Here is a 17991-nt window from a genome sequence, read left to right on the forward strand (position 1 = left end):
ACCCGGCGTCGAGCCCGGGTCCGCCTCGGTCGTCCGGGGTCGGGCATTCCATCACTTGGGGATGTCAAGTCGGGTGGCTGTCGAACGTTGACCGTGGTGGGCCCGGGCGGTGGCTTCGTCATAGTGGGTGCGGTCCCGAGACAGCCATGAAGGATGCCGATGAGGCGGTTGCCGACCTGCCGCAGGGCGGGGTTGTAGTCGAGGTCGCGGGCACGCTGCTTGTCGTAGTAGCGGCGGCCCCGGGCGAGTTCTGCAGCGCGCGGAACACCTGTCGTTGGAGGGCGTCGGAGAGCCAGTTGTCGCGGACGTAGCGGGCCTGGACGGTGTGGACCTTGCCGGAGGCCCGGGTGATCGGGTCCGTGCCGGCCTGGTTCTTCCCGGCCTTCACGGACGCGTGGCGGGTGGGGTCGCCGCCGAACTCGGCCGACAGCCTCGGCCTGACGATCCGATTCGACCGCATCCGAGCCACCTACGCGTCACTCTACGAGTCATATTCGTGCGAGTCCCGTCCCTGGCCGGCTGGGAAGGTTGCCGCACCTTCGTAGCCGTCAGGTCTTCCACTCGCGGATGCGATGTTCGGTGTGTTCGTCGAGTCGGTTCGTCACGTAGTCGAATCGCCCGTGGGGAAGCTCGATGAGGATGTCGACGTGGCGGCTCCGCGCCGATACCAGCACGGGGTGTCGTGGCAGGGATCGCCCCGCGTCCTGCTGATACGTCACCACGAAGTCGCAGTCGTTCGACACCGGTCCCCGAAGGGGCAGACCGACGTGCATGCCCCGGTGGATCTCCGGGACGGTGCCACCGGAGGCGTAGCGGCCGTGTCGCCAGTCGAGGACGAGGGAGGTGTTCGGGCGGTCGACGGTGGCCGGGCGCGGGAAGAGTTGGTCGCAGGTGACCTCCCGGGCGATGGGCAATGGCCCAGCTCCGGCTCGCGTGGTGCCCAGGGTGGACGAAGATCACGTTCCCGCACGCGTGACCGGGACCGTAGGCCGACATGAACGCCTTGTAGTCCCGGGGCAGGGTGATGCCGAACTCGGCCTCGACTTCAGCCCGGTCGTCCTCGACGTCGTGGTTCAGCGTCGGCCTCCCGAGAAGGGCCGCGAATGTGTTCGTCCTGCGTCCTGCTCCCCCTCCTCGGCCCCGTGATGTCGTCGTCCCGCCCGTTCGGTGTTCGCCTTGGTTCGGCGACCGCGCCCGCCGAACGGCCCGAGGTGTCGCGGTGTTCGGGATCCGACCGGGCGCACGGCCGCGGTTCGGCATGCGCGGCGTCGAGGTCGTCGGCACTCGCTACCACGAGCGCGACCACGTAGCGGCCCTACAAGGCGATCGACCGACCAGAAGCACGGCGAACTCGCTTATGTGGGCCGCCAGTTGCGTCATCTCTGCACAGGCGGCGGTGAGATCTTGGATGAATTGGGCGTCGCTCTCCACACCGTCCGGTTCCTGCGGAGCCGTGGCGGTGCCGGTCACCAGGTCCGCCTCCGGCGGCAGCTTCCCGACGGCGGCGGTGGTTGGTTCCGGGTCACTGCCCGAACACCCTCGCCGCGTCGGGCCGGCTCTGCCACAACGTGCCGACCGGTGCTCTCGGTGGCGCCCGTACCCGGTGTCGTCGGAGTGGATTTCCTGTTCCGAAGGGCTTCAGGTGTTCGACAGCGAGTTCTCGGCGGCCTGGGACTTCTCTTCCCGCTCTGGCGGACCGTCGCCGGAGGGCGTGGCGCCGCGGCTCTTGCGCAGGACGACGAGGGCGAGGGCCGCGCTCGTCGCGGTGATGATCGCGCCGGCGACGCCGATGATGTTCAGCCCGGTGGTGTAGGCCTGCGCGGCGGCGGCCAACAGATGCTCGGAAGCCTCGGCGGGCAGGTCCCGGGCGGCGGTGACGGCGTTCTCCATGCCCGCGTTCGCGGCATCGGCGGCGACGGGGGAGGTGTCGGCGGGCAAGTCGAGCGAGTCGCGGTAGACCGCGGTACCGAGACTGCCGAGTGTGGCGACGCCCAGCGCGTTGCCCAGGTCGCCGCAGATGGAGGAGAGGGCCGCCGCGGAGCCGGCCCGCTCCTGCGGCACCGATCCCACGACCAGGGTGGTGCCGAGTGCCCCGAAAGTCCCGACGCCGATGAAGACGGTCACGAACGCGGCCATCAGCAGTGGCAGTCCGCCGACCGGATCGACGAAGACGAGCATCAGGTAGCCGATCGTGCCGATGAGCAGGCCCACCCCGATGACGGTGCCGATCGGATGCCGTTTGGCGAGGACCGGCGCCAGTTGCGCGGCGATGATCGATGCCACGGCCGACGGCACCATCCAAAGCCCCGCCTCCATCGGCGAGAGTCCCTCCACCATCTGGAGGAAGCCGGAGATGAAGAGGTAGCCACCGCCGGTGGCCAGCATCGAGACCATCAGGATCGACAGCGCGGCGGTGAACGCGCCGACCTTGAAGAGTTTCAGGTCCAGCAGCGGCTCGGCCAACTTGCTCTGTCGTGACACGAACAGGGCGCCGACGGCGATACCGACGACGATCGCGGCAATCGGTACGGTCGCGACGCCGTGGCGGGCAAGCTCCTTCAGTCCGTAGATGGTCGAAAGGAGCGACGCCAGCGACAGTACGACGCTGAAGAGGTCGACTCCACCGGCGTCGGCATTCTTGTACTCGGGCAGGACGAGGGGCGCGACGATCAGCAGCACCACCATGACGGGTACGCCGAGCAGGAACACCGAGCCCCACCAGAAGAACTCCAGCATCACTCCGCCGATCGCCGGGCCCAGGGCTGTACCGCCCATGAAGCAACCGGCCCATACCGCGATGGCGCGTCCGCGCTGGTACGGGTCGTGGAACATGTTGCCGATGAGGGCCAGGGTCGACGGCATCAGGGTTGCGGCGGCGACGCCGAGCAACGCGCGGGTGACGATCAAGGCTTCTGTACTGGTTGAGTAGGCAGCCGCGATGGAGGTGATGCCCACGGCGGCGGCGCCGATCATCAGCAGCTTCCGGCGGCCGATCCGATCCCCCAACGCGCCCATCGTGATGAGGAAACCGGCGATCAGAAAGCCGTAGATATCCATGATCCACAGCGTCTGCGTGCCGGTCGGCCGCAAATCCTCGGCGAGATGCGGCAGCGCCAGGTACAGCACGCTCTGATCGAGGGAGATCAGCAGTGTGGGCAGGGCCAGTACCGCGAGCCCCAGCCATTCCCGAGGCCCGGCTTTTCCGAACGGGGCCTGGAGCGCCATCGATGACATCGTTGACCTTCCTTGATCCTGGATCTCCGGTGCTGGTTGCGCGCCGTGCTTGTGGCGCGCCGTGCTCGATCCGTTGTGATTGCCACACTGCGCTGCGGGGCTCGCGGCGATCTCTCGGTTCTCTCTCGGTCCGCCGTCGACCCCGCGGTGCCGTAGGGGATGGAGTCGGCTCTCTCGGTTAGCCTGGCCGCATGCGTTTCGGGGTGTTGGGTCCCTTGCGGGTATGGGCTGCCGACGGATCGGAGGCCAGGATCCCCGAGCGGAAGGTGCGCGCCCTGCTTGCGTGTCTCCTGGTGCACCGAGGGCAACCGATCTCCCGGGACCGGCTCGTAGAGGATCTGTGGGGCGTGAAACTCCCGAACAATCCCTCGGGCATGCTCCAGACGAAGGTGTGGCGGTTGCGGCGGTCCTTGGAGGACGCCGAGCCGGGCGGACGCTTGCTGGTGCTCTCGCGCCCGCCGGGGTACGAGGTGCGTGTCGGGCCCGACGCGGTGGACGCCGATCGTTTCCGGGAGACTCTCGACCGCGCCCGGGCGGCCGCCGATCCGCGGGCCCGAGCCGCTCTGCTGACGGACGCGCTGTCCCTGTGGCGCGGTCCCGCGTTCGCCGACTTCATCGACGAGGACTTCGCGCGCGGCGCGGCGGCCCTGTTGGAAGAGCAGCGGTTGACCGCAGTCGAGGAGCAGGCGGATGTACGCCTCGAGCTCGGCGCGCACGCCCAAGTCGCCGACGAACTCAACGACTTGGTGCACGTCCACCCGCTGCGTGAGCGTATGCGCGCCGCGCACATGCGGGCGCTGTATCTCGCCGGCCGCCAGGATGCGGCGCTTCGCAGCTACAGGGATCTGCGTGCCCGACTGGCCGAGGAGTTGGGAGTGGATCCGAGTCCGGAGCTGGTGGCCCTGCACCAGGCGATCCTCACCCAGGACCCCTCGCCGGCGACCCTGCGGGCTCCCGTGCCACGGGCTCCCGCTCCCGTTGCACCGGGCCGCCCGCCGAGCGGCGTGCCGGCCGCGCTGAACGCGCTGATCGGCCGTGACGAGGCAATCGAGAAGCTGCGCCTGCTGCTGGGCGCGCACCGACTGGTGACGCTCACCGGGCCCGGTGGTGTCGGGAAGACACGGCTCGCGCTGGCGACCGCCGCGCGGCTCGGCGCCATGTTCCCCGGGGGCGTCCACCTCGCGGAGTTCTCCGCGCTCCACCCGACGTCGGCTTCGCAGGGCAGTGGATGGCCGGCGGTGACCGAGGAGGTCTGCACCGTCCTCGGGGTGCGGGACGACACCGTGCGTACCGGAGACGCGCCACTGTCGCCGGCCACGCGTATCGCTCACGCACTGGGCGACCGCCCGGTCCTGCTGATCCTCGACAACTGCGAGCACGTCGCCGCGCCCGTGGCGGAGTTGGCCGAACAGTTGCTGAAGCGGGCCCCCGCTCTCCGCATCCTGTGCACCAGCCAGGTGCCGCTCGACATCACCGGCGAGTGGCTGGAGGAGGTTCCTCCGCTGCGGCATCCGGCGTCCGCCGCAGGACTCGGCACGGCGGATGTGCGCGGGTTCAGCGCGGTGGAGCTGTTCGTGGCGCGTGCCACGGCCGCCGCGCCGGGATTCGTCCTCGACGACGGCACCCTCGATGCGGTGGTGTCGATCTGCCGGCGCCTGGACGGCCTTCCCCTGGCCCTCGAGATGGCCGCCAGGCGTGTGCGCGCGCTGGGCGTGCGCGAGTTGGCTGCCCGGCTGGACGACCGCTTCCGCTTGTTGGCGGTCGGTTCGCGGAGCGCTCCGGCACGGCAGCGCACGCTGAGGGCGGTGATCGACTGGAGTTGGGAACTGCTCGGCGACCGAGAGCAGGCAGTGCTGCGCCGCCTGGCCGTACACGTCGACGGCTGCACCCTCGCCGCGGCCGAGGAGATCTGCACGGGCAACGGGGTGGACCGCGCGGAGGTTGTCGACCTCCTGGCCCGGCTGGTGGACTGCTCATTGCTGGTCGTGGCGGACGGCGCGGACGCCACGAAGGGCCCCCGCTACCGAATGACCGAGTCGGTGGCCGCGTATGCCGCGGAACAGCTCGCCGAATCCGGCGAGTCGGCAGACTGCCACCGCGGGTTCCGCGCCTACTACACGGTGCTGGCCGAGCAGGCCGAGTCGTATCTGCGAGGTGACAGGCAGCGCGAGTGGCTGCGTCTGCTGGATGCCGAACACGCGAACCTGCGCTCCGCGTTGGACGCCGCCGTACGGGTCGGGGATGCCGAGTGCGCACTTCGCCTCGTGAACGCCATGGCCTGGTACTGGTGCCTGCGGGGGCGCAACACCGAGGCCCGGCGCTGCCTCACGATGGCTTTGTCGATCGGGGCCGAGGCCCCCGCTGTTCTGGTCGCGCCTGCGACGGCCTGGCTGGGTGGCGTCGGACTGCGGCTCGGTGGCAGCGCGGACCCGGTCGACGCGTACTCGGCTGCGCTGCGTGCGTACGACGGGATCGACGCTCCTCTGGGGAAGGCGCGCGCCCAGTGGTTCGTGGCGTCCAACATGTACGGCATCGGTGATCCGGCGCCGAGCCGGAGTCTGGTCGAATCCGCCCTCGTGGCGTTCCGGTCGCTCGGGGACCGCTGGGGCACGGCGGCAGCGCTGGCCGGCCAGGCGTTCCACGCGAAGCTGCACGGCGATTTCGGGGCGGTGCGCGGCCGCGGCGAGGAAAGCCTGGCACTGTTCCGGGAACTGGGCGACCAGTGGGGGCAGTTGCAGGCCATGGTGCCGCTGCAGACACTGGCCGAGGTCACGGGCGACTACGACCGCGCCGAGCGGCTGCACCGCGAAGGGCTGCGCATGGCCGAGGAACTGGAACTGTGGCCCGAGGTGTCCTTCCAACTCTCCGGCCTGGGACGCATGGCCCTGCTCACACGGGACTACCCGCGCGCCCGGGAGTTGCACGAACGGGCCCGGCGCGTGGCGATCGCGCAGTCCGACACGTTCGGCGAACAGTACGCCGAGATCGGCCTCGGGATGGGCGCACGCCGCGAGGGCGACCTGGACGCCGCCGAAGCCCACCTGCGGAACGTCTTGGAACTGCACCGCCGGATGGGGTACGAGCCGGGAATGCCCGCCCTCATCCTGGCCGAACTCGGCTTCGTCGCCGAACTGCGGGGCGACCCGAGAACCGCACTGGAGATGCAGCTCGCCGGCCTGTCCGCCGCCCGCGCCGCCGGGGACGCACGCTCGGTGGCTCTTGCCCTGGAGGGCTTGGCCGGCGCTCAGGTCCTGGCAGGCCACGCCGATCAGGCGGCGCGCCTGTTGGGCGCCGCCGCGGCGGCTCGTCGTTCGGTCGGCACGCCGTTGCCGGAGGGCGAACGGGACGACGTTGCCCGCATCGAGGCGCGGGCTCGCGATATCGTGGGCGATGCGCGGTTCGACGACGCGTACGGCACTAAAGTGTCGTGGGACGACGCGTCGAGGGAGGCACTCCTCGCCGACTCGTCCTCGCCCGGCGGGCCCGTCCCCGGGTCCACCGAGGCGTAGCGGCTGTTGTTGCGCCGGGCCGTCGGCCCGGTGTCACAGACGCCGGCGCAGTGGGTCGGTCGGGGCGTACACGCAGACCGCGGCCCTGGACACGTCCTCCCGCAGGTGTTCGGCCAGGCGCGGTGCGGCCGCCCGAGCCGCCGGAGTGTGTCGCGGATGCGGGCGGTGGCTCGCCGGCGTGCGCGTTCCGCCTCGTCTCCACGTCGTCGCGAACGTCCGCCGAGGCCGCCGGCACGGCGCAATTCGTCCACCAGGGATCCGCGTTCACGATCGTCCTGCTCGACGCTGCGTAACGGCGCAACCGCCTCGACCCGCGCGCCACCACCGGTGCGGAGACCGCGGATCTGTTGCAAGACCTCACCGAACGCATCGGCGCGACGTTCGTGTACGCGGGCATCGACGTGGCCGCCACATCGTTGTGCGCGGGGGTACGCGGGGCGCAACTCGCCGGACGGGCCTCGCTGGTCGAGTGCGGGGCGTTCCCTGCGCGGTCGGGGAAACGCGAACCATTCACGGAGTTGATCGCCGGCGTGGAAACCGCCCTCGACCTGAACGCACACCAGGCCGGGACACTCCCCCGCCTCGCCGCCTACCTCCACCAACGCACCGCCGGACGATTCGGCGGCCGCGCCCGCCAGGTCCGCCAAGCCGCGATCGACGACGGCACCGAACGCATCACCGGAACCAGCCTCGACCGGATCCGCATCGACCACCTCGCCGAAACCCGACACCGCCCCACCACCGGGTTCCCACACACCCGGACGGTAGACCACCCCGGCCCTGCGACCAAGGCAAAACCCTGTGAGCCGGCACAAACACGATCCGGTCCTTTCGGACGCAGGGCGCTGTGTGAAACACACCCGGACCTTCTCAACCAGCCCGCGACACCCCCAGGTCACAACGGCAGCCGCACACCAACCACCACGGCGACCCCGGGAGTTGTCGAGGCCGAGGCCGGCGGTACGCCGGCACCGTTTGCCGGGCGCGGCACCAGTGCCCTGCCCGGCTCGGCCGGTGCCGAGGGGTTTGCGGTGTCGGTCGCTACTCCATCCCCTTCTTGCCCGGCGTCCAGAACGGCTTGGTCAGCACCGAACGGCGCGGCCACCCGCGATCGACCACCAGGTGCTCGCGGATCGACTGCACCGTCTTCGCCTCGCCGGCCACGTACGCGATGCCCGGTTCGGTGGGCAGTTCCAGACCGCGGACGGCGTCGAGCAGCACGGCCGAGGCCGCCGCCGAGGCCGCGCCGCGCAGGGGCAGCACCAACTCGGCGCCACGGGCGAGCGGCAGCCGGTCCTCGGGCGTTGCGGTCTCCACGGCGCCGTACACGGCCGCGTCGGCGGGCAGCGCCGCGAGCATCGCGCCGATCGCCACCGCCGCGGTCTCCTCGCCGGCGAAAACATGGTACGGCGCGTCCGGGCGCAGGGTGAACTTGCCCTCGGGCTTGCCGAATCGGACCTCCCGGCCCACCGTCAGGTCACGTCCCCAACGCGCCCCCGGACCCTCGCCATGGTCCATGACACACAGGTCCAGTTCGCCGACCACCGGGTCGTACCACCAGACCGAGTACGTGCGCAGCAGGTCACCGGGTCGTATCCACATCCGCGGCGACAACAGGTCGCCGACGTGTACCCGCACCTGTTGCCCCGGCAGTCGGCCGAGCCCGCGGACGGCGTCGCCGCCGATCCGAACCCGGCGCATCCGCGGCGTGATCGCCTCGATCTCGATCACGGTGCCGGTGACGAACAGCCGGTCGAGGAACCGGCGACCGACTCCTGTCGATCGTTGGGTCGTACTCATCAGACGAGCTCCTTGGTCCGTCGAGTAAGTCGGGTTGATCGAGCGGTCGCGCAGCGTCGAGCGCGTCGAGCAGGCGTGGCCGGGCCGGCGTCCGGGGCGGCTTCCGGTTCGGCTCGGTGACTCAGCGGTGGTGCTTGCGATCGCGGTCCATCTCCTTGAGCTCCCGGCGGGCGCGCTCCAGCACCGCGCGCACCCGCTCCACGACCGCCGGATCCCCGTGTGCGCGGACGATCGTCGCCACCGCCGCCTTGATCAGGCGCAGCGCCGGGGCGACGATCTCGGCCGCGTTCGGGTCGCGCAGCATGCCCCATTCGCCGCGCACGGTCGCGCGGGCCCAGATCGCCTCGACCTCGTCGGCATGTGCGGCGACCTCGGCGCGGCCCGCGTCGGTGATGTGGAAGACCTTGCGCCCACCGTCCGTTTCGCGCAGCGCGAGTTGCTCGTCCTCGACCTGCTGAAGGGTGGGGTACACCGCGCCGGCGCTGGCCTGGTAGGCGCCGGCGAAGCGGGCCTCCAGGCGCGTCATCAGTTCATAGCCGTGACCCGGCTGCTCCGCGATCAGGGCGAGCAGCGCGATGCGCAACTCGCCGGGGGCGAAGAACCGCCCGGTTCCGCCGTCGGCTCTCCTGCGACTGCCGTGGCCGTGCCCACGTCGTGCGTTCACTCTCGGAAGATATGTCGTACGACATATCTTCCGCAAGTTCCCTTCGGTTCGAGTCGAACCCCGTCGAAGCCCGAACAGGGCCGGCCGATAACGGCGTTGCCGCCTTCGCCCCCCGGTGGCCCGGGGGGCGAACGGCGAACGCGGTGTCGTCGACCTGGTCCAGGACGAGAAGCCACCCGTGGTGGTCGGCAAGCCGGCGAATCGCGCGCTCGGCCTGCAACTCGGCGGGCAGTCCGACGAGTCCGGGTTGCAGGGCGCGTGCCGGCACGGCCAGTCCCGCGTCGATCGCTGTCGTGCCGTCGGCGCTGCCTCCCATCGCAGTGTTTCGGGTCGTCCTCCGGCCCGGTGGGTGGCGCGCGCGGGACTTGCCGACCCCACCCGGTCCGTGCACCGCGTGCACGACGACCTCGCGGGATCGGGCGAACTCCGTCTCCCCCAACGCGGCAAGTTCACGGTCGCGGTCGACGCCCACCGTCGAACAGAGCGTGGCGGCTCCCGACTCCGGAAGCACTCCTCAGTGACCCGTGTGGTTCCCCGCCCACACCGCCGGGGTCCGGCCCGCCCAGGGGCTTGCCTGCTCGAGTTGTCCGGCAAGGCGGAAAAGGCGACCTTCGAGCCCGTATCCGGCGGCGAACTGCATACCGATCGGGAGACCCGTCTCCGCGTCGGCCGTCACCGGCACCGACATGGCGGGCGTGCCCGCCACGTTGAACACCACGGTGAACGGCGAAAGATCCAAGAGATACCGCAACCAGCCGAGACCATCCAGCGTCTCCGCGTCCGCCGCGTGAGTGCCCAAGAACACGGGAAGCTCCGGCACGGTAGGGGTGAGCAATATGTCGTGGGCGCCGAAGTACCGCGCCAGACTCCGGGCGATCCGGTTGCGGACTTCGAGAGCGGTGACGAACTGGGCGCCGGTGACCCGCTGCCCGTAGTGGTAGCCGGCCAGGGTGGGCGGCTCCAGGGTCGAGGAGTCGATGGGGCGGTCGAAGGCGGCGGCCAACTCGTCGACCGAGGCCGTCAGATTCGCCGTCCACTGCCGGGCGCTGGCCAGGACGAACTCCTCCCAATCGACCCCGAGGTCGACCTCGACCTCCTCCACCCGGTGGCCGAGAGACTCGAGCAGGCGCGCGGTGCGGGAGAGCGCGTCGGCCACCGGCGTGATCGTGCGGCGCCCACCCCAGGCCTGGGTGAGTACGCCGATCCGCAGCGAGCCGGGATCGCGGCTGACTTCCTCCGCGTACGGCCGGGACGGCTCCTGGGCGAAGTACGGGTCACCCGGTTCCGGGCCGCGGATCTGGTCGAGCAGTGTCGCGCTGTCGCGTACGGTGCGGCTGACGCTGCCGTGCACGACCAGGCCGTTGAAGAGCTCGTCGAAGTAGGGCCCCACGGAGACCCGGCCACGGGTGGGCTTCAATCCGAACAGGCCGTTGTGGGCGGCGGGGACGCGGATCGAGCCGGCGGCGTCGGTGGCGTGCGCGATCGGGACCACGCCGGCGGCGACAGCCGCGCCGGCGCCCCCGCTGGATCCGCCCGCGCTGCGCGCCGGGTCCCACGGGTTGCGGGTCGCGCCGTACAGCACCGGCTCCGTCGTGTTGCTGTAGCCCATCTCCGGTGTCGCCGTGCGCCCGAACGTCACGAGCCCCGCGCGGCGCAAGCGCAGCATCAGCGAGGAGTCGGCGCCGGAGACGTTGCCGGCCGCGAGACGGCTGCCCAACTCCATTCGTTTCCCGGCCATGGCGACGGCCATGTCCTTGATCAGGAAAGGAACCCCGGCCAAAGGAGACCCGGCCGACGGAGCGCTGTCGGGACCGGGCTCGTCGTCGGTCGGCCATGTCTCCACGATGGCGTTGATCTGCGGATCGACCGCCTGCGCGGCCTCGCGTGCGGCCGCTTCCAGTTCGGCGGGAGTCACCTCCCCTTCGGTCACCAGCTCCGCGAGCCCGACCGCGTCGAAGCTCACGTACTCGGAAATTCTCATTGTTGCTCCCATCGAGAACGATACCTTCGAGTCCCGAACGATACCAACCGGTATCGTGCAGCACCGACTGGTACCGTAACAGGAGAAATCAAGTGGCCCCACAACGGACCGGACGTCACGGAGCAGTCATGGCAGCAAGCGTCAGCAGACCGAGCAGGGTGGCCAAACTGCCGCCTCGTGAGCGCATCCTCGACGCCGCGGAAGAACTCTTCCAGAGCGAGGGGATCCGGCGGGTGGGTGTCCAGACGATCGCCGAGCGGGCCGAAACCACCAAGATGGCGATCTACCGGCACTTCGAAACCAAAGACGCGCTGGTCGCGGAGTGGCTGCGGATCGTCGCGGCCGAGTACCAGGCGGCCTTCGACCGGGTCGAGGCCGAGCACCCCGGCCGCCCCGGGGACCAGATCCTTGGCCTGGCCCGCTTCATCGCCGAGGGATTGCCGGCGATTTCGCACCGGGGCTGCCCGTTCATCAACTCCATCGCCGAGTTGCCCGACCGCTCCCATCCCGCACGGCAAGTGATCGAGAAGCACAAGGCTCACCAGGCCCACCGACTGGTCGGCATGTGCACCGCGGCCGGGCTGCGCGATCCGGAGCAGGCCGCGGCCGCGATCACCTTCGTACTGGAAGGCGCGCAGGTCAGCACCCACAACGGAAGCATCGATCAAGCGGGGGACCGCCTGCTGGGAATCGTCGAGGGAATCCTGGCTCACCACCGCTCCCCCCTCGGCGCGTCCCGGGCATCAACCGACGACACGGCAAAGGCGGTGTGACCTTCTCCCAGACGACGGGGAGGCCCGTCGTAGTCGCCGGAACCAGGGCCACCGCAACCACGCGCCCTTGGCGTGAGTGCGGAAGATGAGTCGGATCGGTCGCCGTGCGGGGAAGCAGGCACTGATCACGGGCGGGACAGGCAGCATCGGTTCCTTGGCCCCGAGCCCGCCGGGGATCGACGGCGACGCCGGCGCTCACCGGTGAGCCCAAGGAGGAACGATGCCGACAGCAGAGGTGATCCGGCCGCTGCTCGCACAACCGGCGGCCCTCGACGTCGGCGTCGTCCGTGCATCGGCCGACGGAGACACCGTCCACGCCAACCCGCAGATCGAACACCAGGTCGGCCCCGTCCACCCGGCCTTCCCGGCCCCGACAGGGCCAACCGGTTCGGCCTGGCGCGACCTGGGCTGCTCTGAGTTGGGTGGAGTCCTTGAAGCCGGGTTATGGCGCCCGGCGAGCCGAGCCCCACACTCCTCCCGGAAACATGGCCACTGCCGAAACCACCCGGGCCGGAAGCAGTCTCACGCGGCGTTCCTTCAGCCGCGCCAAGTTCCAGGACCTCAACGACGAGTGCGGTCGGCAATACCTCCGTCACCTCTCCGGGATGTGCCGGAATGAACGCCCTTGCGGTGCAGGACGTCGGAATCTCAACGGACACGAACTCTCACCAGACGAGATCACACGGTCAATCGACCGTCCTAGCGGCAGCCCTGACACCGCGGCGAGGTTCTCCGAAAATAGTCGAAGATCCTTGTCTACCTGCATCACCCCAACCCACACCAACGATCGTGTATTCATGCCATTCATGACGCCCGTCAAGAATGAGTGATGGGTTTCTATTTACGGCGGAAGCCGGCCGCAACAGGAGTTCATCGCCCGTGATCTCCCGTGCAATAGGCATGACCCATCCAGGTTCCGGATAAATCGGCCATGCCACGAGCGAAGGGTCCATCGACCGAAAGTCCCGATATTTTGCTCCGCGACCGCGACCGCGACCGCGGTCGCGTCGATTTCGAGCAGGAGGGACCCGAACCAGTGGAATGATCACTTCCGTGGCCGGTGTGATCACGATGTCGGAGACGTCCCGGACATCCCCGTTGAACGAGTTGATCCCGCGCCGGTTCGGCAAGCCGATGACCGCGCCGCCGACACACCACGACCCATCCGCGTACCCGGCCGAGGACCGAGCGAGGAACGGGTGCGGCTGTCCACCGAACTCGACGTGCGGTGGTGGACGGCGTGCGCGAGCCGGGATCGTCCCTGTCCGGAACGGCGGCAGCTTTTTCACGGGTTTCGCTCTGAAACAGGTGCGTGGAGCGCTGACCCGGTGTCACAGGAGTGGGGCCATGCGGCATCGCTCCGGGTGGGCCCGGAGGCCGGGCGAGGTGAGTTCCAGGGCTCTGTTGTCCCTGCCGGCGGCCATGTGGTCGAGCCAACGTTCGTACCAGGCCAGGAAGTCGGCGGCCGACGAGACGTTCGGTCCCCACCACCCCGAGCCGTTGCCGATCACGACGCGGCCGGTCAGGGGCCCCTCGAGTGCGATGAGGACCAGATCGAGACAGCCCATCTCGGCAATGGACAGAAACCTGTCGCGCGTGGTGCCGGCCGCGGGGACAAGATCGAATCCCCGGTTCTCGCCGGGGGGATCCATCGTGTAAATCGACGCCACAGAGCGAGCTGTCGGGTCGACGAGACCGTAGAACGGCCCGGCGCCCGAACTTCCGAGGTGCAGCAGGAACTGTCGGTAGGCGGCGGGGAGAAGCAGGTCGTGCTCGGCTTCGAAGGCGCTCAGTCGGGCAGCGGCCGACGGGGCGCCCAGGCGGAACCGGTGCCGCTCCTCTCCGAACGAGTGGCTGCGATGTGGCCGGAAGGCGATGGCGGCCAGCTTGCGGCGGATCCGGGGAATGCGGGCATCCACGGCAGTTCTTCTTTCGTCCCCGGCAGCCTACCGCCCACGGGACCGTCAACCAGGCACTACCCGTTGGCTGGATGAGCGACCCGGCACGGCCGAACGTCTGCCGTAGGCGCGCCGCCGACCCGGACGACGAGACCGGCGCGTGAACACGCCCCCGGAGGGGCGACCTTCGCTGGACTGGGCCCATGGTCGAATCCGGTCACCGTCGTCGAGGGACGCCACCTGCACGCCCGGCCCACCACGACCCCGGGGCCGGTCTCCGCGCCGCACATCGCGCACTGCCCGATGTGCGGCGCCCAATACCCGGGCTGGTGGACTCGTTCCCGACTCCCGCAGTCGACCCGATCCCGGGACGACCCACGCCCGCGGCGGTCACCGGGACTCGGGGCGGGACAGATCCTTCGAACCGCAGGCCACGCCCGGTCCGGTGGCCTGGCGGACATGGTGGGATCGGTGTCATTGCGCGGCGACCAGGTGGACGCGCAGGTCGCCACCGGTGATCGGGGCATGGGGCGTGTCCGCGACCTTGACCGAAGCGGTCCCGGGGGCGTTCGAGTCGGATTCGGAGAGGGACGACCGAGGCCACCGAGTCGCGGTCGGGCGCGAGGGCCACCCGCATCAGGGCGCCGGTATCGGCGCACACGAACGACATGTTGTCGATCCAAAAGCGCGGCGAGCAGTGTGCGGGGTTTTGTCGCCGCCGGGCGTGCGTTCCTCGTCGAGGATGTACCAGGCGCCGATCCGGACGGCATCGTTGATGTGTTGGCGGCCGTTGCGGACCAGACGCATGCCGCGTCGGTACTCGTACGCCACGGCCACGTCACCGCCCGGGGAGACCATCTCGACGGTGGCCGCGGGGCTCCACACGCTCTCGCCGGACGGCAGGAACGAGTTCGTGCTCGAACGTCCGCGTTCCCTCGGCGCGGCGGGGTTGCGGGGGTCACGGAAGAAGATGCGTTTGTCCGCGTCCTGGTACACACGGTGTCGGCATCGGGCGCGAACAGGGGTACCGACTCCGACGGAGCGCGCGGGCACGTGAACTCGTCGCCTGCGGCGGGGCGACCACGCGCCCGGTGATCAGGCCGAACGCCGCGGCACGGCGCCCTCGGCCGGGCGGGCTCGGGACGATGCCGGCCACCCGGGTGTGGTCGCGGTCGAAGAGCCGGCGTGGGCCATGCGGGCCAGGATCACCGGGTACGTCCGCAGCACGTCGTGGGTGCGGTAGCCGGGCGGCAACTGGTCGAACAGCCAGGCGACGGCGGTGTCCTCCCAGCCCGCCTCGCCGGGAGGACGCACACCCCGAGGCCACCCAGACGGCGCGATACCCGGCAGGCCGGGTAGCCGCGTGGATGGATCTTGGTGCATGTCTCCATCCGGTGTAGGCGTCGGCCAGGGGGAGCGTCGTCTCGGCCTGACTCCGGGTGACCTGGAGATCCCACGTGACGTGCAGCAGCTCCTCGGTGAACGCGAGGGGTGATGCGTCCGGACAGCGCGGCAGATCCATGGTCTTGGGTGGCTCGTACGGCGGCGCGTCCTTGTGGTTCAACGGCAGCACGTTGTAGTCACCGAGGGGGAAATCGCCGAACCTGCTGGTCATGCCGAAGCCTCTCTCTCCGGGCCGACGGTCTGGATCGTGCTTGGCGCACGGACGGCCGGTTGCCCGATCACACCGAAACAGACAACAAATTGGGGGGCGTGTGGTGGTGCGCACGCCCTGGTCGAGGCGGGGCACCCGGCGCGCGGCCACCCTCGTCGTACTCGTCGCGGCCGAGCACGGCGTGGCGCTGGTACCAAAGACGGTGCGGAGCCTTCGGCTCGACGGCGTGGCCTGTATACCGCTCGCCGAGAGGGAAACCATCGACCTCGTCCGGGGCCCCGAGCAGGACATACCACGCCGACCGTGCGGCGGGTGGCCTCGATCATCGAGCAGTGCGTACCGCTCCGTAGCCGCCCCGCATGGCCCCGGGACGCACGCGCCTGATGCCGGTTCGGTCCGGGCCGAGTCGACGACGGGTCGCGACCCGGGCCGGGGCGCGCCGGGGTTTCACCCCTTGCTCAGAAGCCATAGGTCATGACGGCCGTCGCGGAGGTGAAGTCGAGACGGACGCCGGCCTCGTTGGACGACCACTGTCCGTCGGCGGGGAGAAACGAACGCAACGGCACCGGTACCTCCGGGGGTCGTGCGGCCGGCCGCCATGGTCCCCACTTCTGCACGGTCGTGGTGTCCGCGAGGCGGACGACGGCGTAATAGAAATGATCCGATGGACCGGGCGGCCCCAAGTCGCGCCCGTCATCGCCCAGATCGGAGGACCAGGCACACCAGTGCGCGGAGACCACGGGCCCCAACTGGGACACCCCCTGGAACACCTCCGCCAGACCGGACGTCTGCGTCGGCCCACAGCCGACCCCGGGCGGCCCGGCATGCGAGTCGTCCCCTTCGCCCCCGCTGCCGCACGCCCCGGTGAGCGCGACGGACACCGCGACGAATGCCACAGCCGCCGCTCGCGCCCCGATCGTCGTCCTCGACCCGCCCATGTGCCCGTCCCCCTGCTCGACACGGAATCGACACCCGAGTCTGGCACCGGGATCATCCCCGGCGCGTCAGACTTCGTGCGTACTCGAGCGTCACGCCGCCCTTCCCCGCCGCACACGACTACCGTCCCTCGCTCGACGAACGCCACACCGAGAGCGGCGACCTCGTCGCGTACGGCCACCGAGAGCCGCGCCATGCGGACCTGCGGAGTATGCGGCCACCACGCGATCGTCCGCATCGGGCGACCTCGTACTGGGGTTGCGTGACCCGCGCGTCGGCTCCCCGACACGCCACCCAGGGCCCCGGAACCCGGCACGTCGGGGTCCGGGGTCCTTCCTCGTCTCGGTGGGGACGCACCAACGGGCCGGGTTTCGGATTCGGGATCCAACGACTGTCGGCGGCCGCGTCGGGGAATCCCGACGAACTTCGTGATCGGGGATTGGCCGATATTCGCCGTCGACGGTGGGGGCGAGTACATGTCTGGGTTGCGTGGTGCGCCAGGGAGTCCGGAAGTCCCCTATCGGCGGCGCGTCGCTCCGTATTCCCGGCTTTTTCGGCCATGTCGTGAACAGAATACGAGACTCGGAGCCGGACGCCCGTTTTCCGGCCGACCGGCCGCTTCGCGTTTTCAGGCCCGTTTGAGGGATCTTCCGGACGTCTGCTCGACGGCGGCCGGGGGTTCCCGTCCGTGGACGTGAGTCGTAATGTGGTCGGCGGTCCCCGGGACGGCCGTAGTCGTCCATCCGGACCGCGGTCGATCTTTCGACGCTTGTCCACAGGGCGTTTACATGATCGCCGAATGGGCTTTGGAAAGAGGTTTCCTGTGGCTGCCACCGAATTCCTCGACGCAGTCGGTGTGAATGTGGCCGATCACGTCCGATCCAACGAATTCCTCGCGCTGGCGCGCGAGGGAAAGATCGACACCGAGCGACTGAAGCGCTTCGCCCTCGCTGAATTCCAGTCGCAGGAGGCGGAGTTCACGGCCTATGGGCTGTTGCTGTCGCGGTACCCGCACGAGGTCCCCGGTGGGTTCTTCTCCTTCGTGGCGCACGAACTCATGCAGGCGCGTCATCGCATGGTTTCGGGGGCCGCCCCCGCGTTGGGAATGTCCCCGGACGAGATGCGACGCGCCCCTGTGGCCGGGCCTGTGCGGCGGTTCACCGAGTTCATCTCGTGGGTTGCGCTGCACGCGGGAGCAGCGGAAGCCGCGTTGACGGCACGGACGGACTTCACGTTGTGGTGCAACAGTTGCGCGGAACTCGCCGACGTACTGCGCGACGCGGACGACGTACCCGAGGAAGTCGTCGCCTACATCGACGCCTACCGCGACAACCCGCCCGAAGTGGCCGACGGCGTACTTCAGGTCATCGAGCACGGCTTGGCCCAGGGCGAGCCCCGAGACTGGGTGACTCGCAGTGCGGTCCGCATGGATCCGGCCCTGCGTGCTTGGTGGCAGTCCGCAGCCGTGGGCAGGCAGGAGTCCGGGTGGTGATGCACCTGCCGTGATTCTCCCGACCCTTTGACGGAACTCCCGTCACGGCAACCGTTCTCGTCGAATGCCCCGATCGGCTCGGCCCCCGG

General features: G+C 69.9%; 13 protein-coding genes. 3 read left to right on the forward strand and 10 right to left on the reverse strand.

All coding sequences use genetic code 11. The features are described from left to right. Positions 1-118: 118 nt before the first annotated feature. The 3 genes from B4N89_RS40890 to B4N89_RS40900 all read right to left on the reverse strand — a co-directional run bounded on the left by B4N89_RS40890 (position 119) and on the right by B4N89_RS40900 (position 3234). Positions 119-460: a hypothetical protein gene (locus B4N89_RS40890; RefSeq protein ID WP_201261151.1), complete on the reverse strand. Its 342-nt coding sequence runs from the start codon at positions 458-460 to the stop codon at positions 119-121. 88 nt (positions 461-548) lie between these two features. Then, complete coding sequence (locus B4N89_RS40895) at positions 549-914, reverse strand: hypothetical protein (protein WP_078981703.1); 366 nt, start codon at positions 912-914, stop codon at positions 549-551. 724 nt (positions 915-1638) lie between these two features. Then, a complete protein-coding gene (locus B4N89_RS40900; protein WP_078981704.1) occupies positions 1639-3234 on the reverse strand; it encodes an MFS transporter in 1596 nt (531 codons plus the stop codon). A 191-nt stretch (positions 3235-3425) separates the two neighbouring features. Between B4N89_RS40900 and B4N89_RS40905 the strand changes: the two genes are divergently transcribed. Further along, positions 3426-6743, forward strand: a complete 3318-nt coding sequence (locus B4N89_RS40905; RefSeq protein ID WP_078981705.1) for an AfsR/SARP family transcriptional regulator — start codon at positions 3426-3428, stop codon at positions 6741-6743. A 1041-nt stretch (positions 6744-7784) separates the two neighbouring features. Here B4N89_RS40905 and B4N89_RS40915 read toward each other — a convergent pair. The 3 genes from B4N89_RS40915 to B4N89_RS40925 all read right to left on the reverse strand — a co-directional run bounded on the left by B4N89_RS40915 (position 7785) and on the right by B4N89_RS40925 (position 11188). Continuing rightward, positions 7785-8543, reverse strand: coding sequence for a siderophore-interacting protein (locus B4N89_RS40915; RefSeq protein WP_078981706.1), 759 nt, complete (start codon positions 8541-8543; stop codon positions 7785-7787). 121 nt (positions 8544-8664) lie between these two features. Continuing rightward, positions 8665-9207, reverse strand: coding sequence for a PadR family transcriptional regulator (locus B4N89_RS40920; protein ID WP_143658264.1), 543 nt, complete (start codon positions 9205-9207; stop codon positions 8665-8667). Positions 9208-9721: 514 nt separating this feature from the next. Next, positions 9722-11188, reverse strand: a complete 1467-nt coding sequence (locus tag B4N89_RS40925) for an amidase (protein ID WP_078981708.1) — start codon at positions 11186-11188, stop codon at positions 9722-9724. Between the two features lie 128 nt (positions 11189-11316). On the opposite strand from B4N89_RS40925, the gene B4N89_RS40930 reads away from it, so the two are divergent. After that, a complete protein-coding gene (locus tag B4N89_RS40930) occupies positions 11317-11961 on the forward strand; it encodes a TetR/AcrR family transcriptional regulator (protein ID WP_078981709.1) in 645 nt (214 codons plus the stop codon). A gap of 1331 nt (positions 11962-13292) precedes the next feature. Here the strand turns inward: B4N89_RS40930 and B4N89_RS40935 are convergent. The 4 genes from B4N89_RS40935 to B4N89_RS40950 all read right to left on the reverse strand — a co-directional run bounded on the left by B4N89_RS40935 (position 13293) and on the right by B4N89_RS40950 (position 16370). Then, the gene (locus tag B4N89_RS40935) at positions 13293-13880 is read right to left on the reverse strand and encodes an SMI1/KNR4 family protein (protein ID WP_078981710.1); all 588 of its coding nucleotides are present in this window, start codon (positions 13878-13880) and stop codon (positions 13293-13295) included. A gap of 615 nt (positions 13881-14495) precedes the next feature. Then, entirely contained in the window at positions 14496-14855 is a 360-nt protein-coding gene (locus tag B4N89_RS40940) for a hypothetical protein (protein WP_078981711.1), read from the reverse strand. A 99-nt stretch (positions 14856-14954) separates the two neighbouring features. Continuing rightward, positions 14955-15173, reverse strand: coding sequence for a hypothetical protein (locus tag B4N89_RS40945; protein ID WP_078981712.1), 219 nt, complete (start codon positions 15171-15173; stop codon positions 14955-14957). A gap of 759 nt (positions 15174-15932) precedes the next feature. Beyond that, entirely contained in the window at positions 15933-16370 is a 438-nt protein-coding gene (locus tag B4N89_RS40950; RefSeq protein WP_143658265.1) for a hypothetical protein, read from the reverse strand. Positions 16371-17209: 839 nt separating this feature from the next. Here B4N89_RS40950 and B4N89_RS40955 point away from each other — a divergent pair. Continuing rightward, positions 17210-17902 carry a hypothetical protein gene (locus tag B4N89_RS40955; RefSeq protein WP_078981714.1) on the forward strand — a complete coding sequence of 231 codons (693 nt, stop codon included), beginning with the start codon at positions 17210-17212 and terminating at the stop codon, positions 17900-17902. The last annotated feature ends 89 nt before the right edge of the window (positions 17903-17991 follow it).

Source organism: Embleya scabrispora, assembly GCF_002024165.1.
GTDB lineage: Bacteria > Actinomycetota > Actinomycetes > Streptomycetales > Streptomycetaceae > Embleya > Embleya scabrispora_A.